This is a genomic window from Methylomonas sp. BG-2 (assembly GCF_057766305.1).
The window spans coordinates 1-6,835 of sequence record NZ_JBYMAP010000206.1 but is presented as its reverse complement, the minus strand read 5'-3'; the positions used below and the strand labels follow the sequence as shown (position 1 = coordinate 6,835).

Annotated in this window: 6 protein-coding genes and 1 pseudogene; 5 read left to right on the top strand and 2 right to left on the bottom strand. The window is 56.2% G+C overall.

Annotated features, from left to right (window positions below; genetic code table 11):
- From AC3B8H_RS16585 to AC3B8H_RS16575, 3 genes are all read left to right on the top strand, one after another.
- Positions 1–270, top strand: a 270-nt coding sequence (locus AC3B8H_RS16585) for a 5-formyltetrahydrofolate cyclo-ligase (protein ID WP_488442658.1), incomplete at its 5' end; no start/stop codon positions are given.
- Positions 252–1,406: a type III PLP-dependent enzyme domain-containing protein gene (locus tag AC3B8H_RS16580; protein WP_488442657.1), complete on the top strand. Its 1,155-nt coding sequence runs from the start codon at positions 252–254 to the stop codon at positions 1,404–1,406. The genes AC3B8H_RS16585 and AC3B8H_RS16580, both read left to right, overlap by 19 nt.
- Positions 1,407–1,627: 221 nt before the next feature.
- Positions 1,628–3,646 carry a reprolysin-like metallopeptidase gene (locus tag AC3B8H_RS16575; RefSeq protein WP_488442656.1) on the top strand — a complete coding sequence of 673 codons (2,019 nt, stop codon included), beginning with the start codon at positions 1,628–1,630 and terminating at the stop codon, positions 3,644–3,646.
- Between the two features lie 110 nt (positions 3,647–3,756).
- Here the strand turns inward: AC3B8H_RS16575 and AC3B8H_RS16570 are convergent, their stop codons facing one another.
- Positions 3,757–4,566, bottom strand: a complete 810-nt coding sequence (locus tag AC3B8H_RS16570) for an arylamine N-acetyltransferase family protein (protein WP_488442655.1) — start codon at positions 4,564–4,566, stop codon at positions 3,757–3,759.
- 119 nt (positions 4,567–4,685) lie between these two features.
- A complete protein-coding gene (locus AC3B8H_RS16565; protein WP_488442654.1) occupies positions 4,686–5,165 on the bottom strand; it encodes a metallophosphoesterase family protein in 480 nt (159 codons plus the stop codon).
- A gap of 163 nt (positions 5,166–5,328) precedes the next feature.
- Here AC3B8H_RS16565 and AC3B8H_RS16560 point away from each other — a divergent pair, with 163 nt between their 5' ends.
- On the top strand, positions 5,329–5,649 hold the full coding sequence (locus tag AC3B8H_RS16560) for a YciI family protein (protein WP_488442653.1): 321 nt from the start codon (positions 5,329–5,331) through the stop codon (positions 5,647–5,649).
- A 344-nt stretch (positions 5,650–5,993) separates the two neighbouring features.
- Positions 5,994–6,683 (top strand): annotated as a pseudogene (locus AC3B8H_RS16555) (DUF938 domain-containing protein).
- The last annotated feature ends 152 nt before the right edge of the window (positions 6,684–6,835 follow it).

Sequence of the window (6,835 nt, the reverse complement as noted above, 5' to 3'; positions counted from 1 at the left end):
GCGGCGATCGCCGACCTGGACTTGATCGTGGTGCCAGGCGTGGCCTTCGACCGAAACGGCGGGCGTTTGGGTAACGGCGCCGGTTACTACGATCGCTTGTTAAGCCGGGTGCGGGCCGATTGTCTGTTGGTCGGCATTTGCTACGAATCTCAAATGATGTCGGCTGTCGTGACCGAGCCGCACGACATTTTTATGGATTATGTGATTACCGAAGCCGCGACCTATCGCGGCCGAGGGAGAACTGGGGGACCATGCTTAGTACCTGTTTAGAGAGCGTTGAGACGACGCCGGCCTTTGTGTTGGATATGGACAGAGTCGCCGACAATTTGCGACCGTTGTTGGCCTTGCGGGACCTGGCCGGCTGTCACGTGCTGTATTCGATCAAGGCCTTGCCGTTGGGCTTTTTAATGGAATCGTTGCGCGGGCGGGTCGACGGCTTCTCGGTCAGTTCCTTGTTCGAGGCCCGCTGGGCCCACGAAATTCTGGGCGGCTCCGGCACCGTGCATTTGACCTCGCCGGGTCTGCGTCCGGCCGAAATCGCCGAACTACGCAAGATTTGCACCCATATCAGCTTCAACTCCTTGAGCCAGTATCAGCGCTTGGCCGATAACTCCTTGTATGCATCCAAGGGATTGCGGATCAACCCGAAACTGTCGTTTATTGACGACCCGCGCTTCGACCCGTGTCGGCCGCATTCCAAGCTGGGCGTGGACGTCGCCGAGTTGAGCGGCGGCTTGCCGCCGGGCGTCAAGGGTTTGCATGTGCATAATGTCTTCGATAGCCCGGATTTCACCCCGCTGATGAAAACCCTGGCCGTGATCCAGCCGTTGCTGATGAAGGCGCCAACCTTGCATTGGCTGAATCTGGGCGGCGGCTATCGTTACCGCGACGCGCCCGGCCAGTTGGTTCAGGTCTTGCGACGCTTGCGCGAAAGCTTTGGATTGTCGGTGTTTTTGGAGCCGGGCAAGGCCTTGGTCGGCGATGCCGGTTATTTGGTCACCACGGTGCTGGACCGCTTCGACAGCGACGGCAAAACCGTGCTGATCGTGGATACCTCGATCAACCATCACCCGGAAGTCTTCGAATACCAGCGCCAGCCTCGCTTGCTCAATGGCGAGGAGTTCGGCTTGCGTACCGCGATCGTGGCAGGATCCACCTGTTTGGCCGGCGATTTGTTCGGCGAATATCGGTTCAAACGCGTGCCCGATGTCGGCGACAAATTGGTGTTTGCCGAATTAGGCGCCTACAGTCTGATCAAGGCCAATCGGTTCAACGGCTATAACCTGCCGGATGTCTACTCGTTGTCGGCCGGCAGCCTGCAAATGTGCCAACAGTATGATTACGACGCCTATCGCGAGCAATGGCAATCCGCCAATTGTGAGCCGTCTCTAAGACTCACCGATTAATCGGTCGATTAATCCGCGCATCCCGTTAAACCGGACCGGTTTCACAAATCCGGTTCGGTGAATTCCTACAATAACTTCGTGTTTCAAATAAAGGAAGTGTCAATCTTAAAAGATGATGCTTATTGGTTGAGAGGTTTCCGTATATAGCGGAAATCTCTCGGATTCAGCAGAGTTGGCTCGGTTGGTGTGCCTGCTGATGACAATTTAAAAAGGTGACCGAAATGAAAGCGACGGAATATAAAAAGATAAGAACACTTGCGACCGCGATTTTGGCCGTGGTGTCCGCCAATGCGATGGCCAGCCAAGCGCCGTTAATTAAAGAATTGCCCCACAACGTTTATCACGTCATCAAAAACAAAACCTTGCTGAACGCGGCCGATCAATTGGCCAACCGTACCGGTATTACCTTTAAAATCAATGCCGACCTCGAAAACGACGCCATTACGCATAAAATTATCGGCGACGATTGGACTATGGGTTTGCATCAATTATTGGTCGGATATAATCACAGCATAATCGCCGAAAGTGGCATCATTAAAACCGTGGTTATTACCGGTCGTAACGGCAGTGGTTTAAATACTTCCGCAAATAACCCGACGGATGCCGAAATGATTGTAGTCGCTCCGGATTATGCCAATAACCTTCCGGAACGTTATAAAGACTTTAAGCCGGGTTCGGTAATGAACGTCAAGTTACCGATGGATCAATTGGCGGAGGTTCCGATTGGAAAAACCTTTACGTTGGATTTACCGATAGGCCAATACAATGTGGTTCACGACAATGCGGTTGAACACGCGGATGGTAGTGCCACCTGGATCGGTTATTTGGACGACGAAGGTAAAGGCTATCGCGTTTATCTGTCCCAAGGCGATGCCGGCGTGATCGGCAATGTTTTTACGCCGGATGGCGCCTACAACATCGAAACCGTTGACGGCAAAACCGTCGTGGTTGATTTGGATAAATCCGGATTGCAAACCGCCGGCTTCGAAGGCGATCAAGAGGAGGCTGTGGCCGACGCGTCGGTCACGATGAACGACGCGTTGGGCGACGCCGGCAATTTGGATGCGTTGCGAACAGCGGCTGAAACCGCCAGGACGGCGGCGAATGCCTTGACCGCCGAAGCTAACGCCTTGTATCAACAATATCTCACCGCCAAAGCCAAAGTCGACGCCGGATCGCAAACCGTGGCGTCGTTAAGCAATGCATTGAACGCCGCCAAAACCGCTTTGGTCAACGCGAAAACCGCGTCGAACAAAGCCAAGAAAAATTCCGCTTTGAAAGCGGCGGCCAGTTCGGCGCAAGCCAATGTCAACAACTTGAGCGCTCAACTGCGCCAAGCCAATTCGGCTTATAAATCCGCCCAAACCAGCGCGACGCAATTGAAGTCGTCTTACGACAAAAAATATGCGCTCGCGGTCGCGGCGGAAACCAAGGCGAAAGCCGCTGAAGCCACCTATGCGGCGGCCGGCGTGCAAACCACGGCCAACGCAGCGAGCAGTTCGGGCAATGCGGTTGTCGATTTGATGGTGCTGTACACGACGGTCAACCAAACCGCCGCCTACGCGAAACAACGGATTGCCTATTTGGTGGATGTATCCAACCAGTCTTACAAAGACTCAGGCATAAACATGAGCTTGAGATTGGTGCATGCCAAACCGACCACGTACACCGAGAGCAATTCCAACTCGCAAGCGTTATCCGATTTGGCTTACGACCGAGGCGCGTTTGCCGGCACCGCCGCGCTACGCAACCAATACGGTGCCGATTTGGTGATGTTGTTCCGACCGCTTTACGCGGAAACCGCCGGCAGTTGCGGTACCACCTATGTCGGTTTTGCCAATGGTGGAGCGGCCAATGCCAAATTTGGGTTCGGAACCATCGGCGACGGCTATTCAAAAGACTCGAAGACCAATTATTATTGCGGGGTCAGTACTTTCACCCATGAAATCGGCCATAGCCTCGGCAACGTTCACGACCGCGCCTACAGCAGTTTCCAAGGTAAATTCTCGTATTCCTATGCTTGGGGCGTCAGTGGCAAGTTCGGAACCGTGATGAGCTATTACGGCCCGTCGGTGATGTTGTTCTCGACGCCAAACTTGACCACGCAATGCGCCGGTAGCGCTTGCGGTTTCGCGGAAGGCGATGCGAATTCGTCCGACCAAGTCAGAACGACGAATTACACCGCGCCGCAGGTCGCCAACTACCGCGCCACCACGACCAGCGTGCCGGTCATACAATAAGCGGTCGGACTCGGCCGGGGCCTCGTCGAGAAAACTCGACGAGGCTTTTTTGTGTTGGGCGGCTTGAATAAGGTCGCACCGTTTGGTGGGCGCGCAAAGTCAGCGAACGTTTAGCGTCCCGGCAGCGCCAAGCGGTCTGCCAGACCGCTCAACTGGCCATCGTCTATCTCGATACCAAACTGCTCGTCCAGTAACGCCCGCAACTGTTCGGCGTTGGCCACCGGCGTACTGATTTGCTCGCCGCCGATGTATTTCGAAAAATTGGTATTGAACAATTGCACCCAGCCCGAGGCGGTGTTGCGGCAAATCAACAGATTTTGCGACAGCAATGATTGCTCCCAGGTCGTGCAAACCAGATTGGCCGCCTCCAGGTCGCAGCGCTGCACTCTGGAGCGGTCGAAACTGTAAAGCGCAAACCAGCCGTCGTCTTGCTGCCGCTCCAGCACGGTTTCCCCTGACTCCGCTTCCCGGCGCAAGCGGAAGCGGTTTTGGTCCAGCGCTTGTTCCTGCTCGGTGCCCAGCCGCAACGGCCGGTAGTGGCTGGGGCCGCCGAAACCGACATCGACCAGCCAGGATTCGCCGTCCGCCTCGACGATAAAGGCCAAATGCAGCCGCGGCCCGCCCTCGCTGCGTCCCATCCGCACCCGCGCCATGATCGGCCGGTAGGTAAATCCCAGTTCGTTTAGCGCGTGCTCGAATAAGCCGTTCAGCTCGAAGCAATAACCGCCGCGCCGGCTGGCGACGATCTTGGCCATCAACGCCGCCGGCTCCAAATCGGGTAGTAAACCCAACAGCGGATTGATGTTCTCGAACGGAATCGCGCCGAGTTGCGCCTGTTGCAAAGCGCTCAGGCCGGCCAGGGTGGGTTCGGGGCGGGCAATGCCGATGCGGTCTAGGTAAGCGTTGAAGTCGAAACTCATGGTCGTTGGTTTTGGTGCGGTGAATCGGGTTATGTAGGCGCAGTTGGCGATTACGTGTTGCCGCAAGCCTTAGCAGCGGTGGCCGCGATTTTACACGCCAATTTTTAAAACAACGCGCATCAAACCTGTAGCGGGATGATTCTGGCCTGCACCTGGTCGGATATGACCAGTTCGGCGACGGTCACCGGCAACTTGAAGCGGCGCGGACCGGCGCTGCCGGGGTTCAAATACAGCACGCCGTTGCGATCCACAATCGACGGCCGGTGGGAATGGCCGGAAATCACGATGCGAATCCCCGTTGCCGCCGGATCGAAGTCCAGATCGGCCAGATCGTGGATCAGGTAAATGCCGATTTGCGCCACCGTCAAACGGGCGTAGGCCGGCAATTTTTCGGCCCAGCCGCCTTTATCGTTATTGCCGCGCACCGCCGTCACCGGCGCTAACGGGTTCAGTGCTTGCAATACCTCCGGCTTGCCGACGTCGCCGGCGTGCAAAATCCGCTCGCAACCGCGAAGCGCCGCCAGGGCTTCCGGGCGCAGCAGGCCGTGGGTGTCCGAGATGATGCCGAGGCGGGTAGGGCGCGCGGGTGCTATGGTCATGGCTTTCATTATGGCGCGGTTCGGCACCACGCGGAAACCAGCGGACGGGACGGTCTGCCTGCCGCAGCGGAAAATTGTTTCTGGCGGATGTCGATTCCGCCATTTCCCAAACGACAAGGTTCGGCAAACACCATAGTTTCAACTGCGTTTAAAGGAGAACACCATGAAATACCTCTGCTTCGGCTATTTGGACCTGGAGAACTGGGCGAACAAAACCGAAACCGAACAACAGGCCATGATCGACGCCTGCTTTGCCTACGATGCCGTCCTGAAGCAAAACGGCAACTGGATTGGCGGCGAAGGCTTGCAAGGCCCCAGCAGTGCCGTCACGCTACGCCATCGTAACGGTTCGGTGCAGTGCACCGACGGGCCTTACACCGAAACCAAGGAACTGCTCGGCGGCGTGCTGATATTGGAAGCGACGGACATGAACCACGCCATCCGACTGATCTCCAACCATCCCGGCATCAAAATGGGCCCCTAGGAAATCCGCCCGGCCGAGGATTTATCGGCGATGATAGCGGAGAGTGAGAAAAGGCGGTTGCAGGCGGGAGTGTAAGGAGTGTTGTCCCAACTCGTTTGAGCATCGGGGCTATTCAAAGCAATTTCGCGAGGGTGTAAGAATTTTTGTGTAAACGGATTTCACTGATCGGTTTCTATTTAAGCCGTTGGGCAAACTACGGACTACCGGTATCGGAAGATCCTTGATCGCGGCTAATGTCGCTCCTACTCCCTCTTTTTCATTCTCCGGGGCTAAAATCCTTTCACGACCGATAGACCTGATCAATAGCATAATAGCCGGTCTCGTACTCCCGAACGGAACCGCCGATGCCCGATAAGCCTTTCTCGCAAGCCTGCGAAAACAACAAAGACCCGATACTGCAAGTGCTAAGGACCGCGTTTACCGAGCCGGCGACGGTTTGGGAAATCGGTAGCGGCACCGGCCAGCATGCTTGCCATTTTGCCAGGCATTTGCCGCACCTGGAATGGCAGCCGACCGATCGCGCCGAGCATTTGCCCGGTATCGCGCTGTGGCGCGACGAAGCCGGACTCGACAATCTGCGTCCGGCGCTGGCCTTGGATGTGACCGACGCGATCTGGCCGTGCAGCGGCATCAGCGCGTTATTTTCCGCCAACACCTTGCACATCATGGGGCATGCCGAGGTCGAAGTGTTGTTCGAAAGATTGCGGACTTATCTAAATCCGGTTGCGACCGTATGCTTTTACTGACCGTTCAATTACCAAGGCCGCTATACCAGCGACAGTAATGCCCGCTTTGACGACTGGCTAAAGCAGCGCGATCCGCGCAGCGGCATCAAGGATTACGAATGGATCGCTGATTTGGCGGCGGCGGCCGGCTTGACCGCGATAGACGATGTGGAATGCCGGCCAACAATCGGACGCTGGTGTTCCGGACCGGCGGCTAGGCCGACTGATCGCACCGGTTTTGGACCGGACGCGCCGATCCTTGCACAGCCATTCGTGGTGAAGTGCAACGGGCTTTTATTGTTCGGCTGAAAGAAGACGATCTAAACGCCAACTTCAGTTTCAACCCTGGTTTAATTGCTTGGGATTTGCCGGTGCCGGCATTCTAAGCGGCGTTATGGCCCTTGTTAACCGGCCAGGGAGTTTATGTATGATTGGATGTCGTTGGTTTCGGTTTGCTCGTG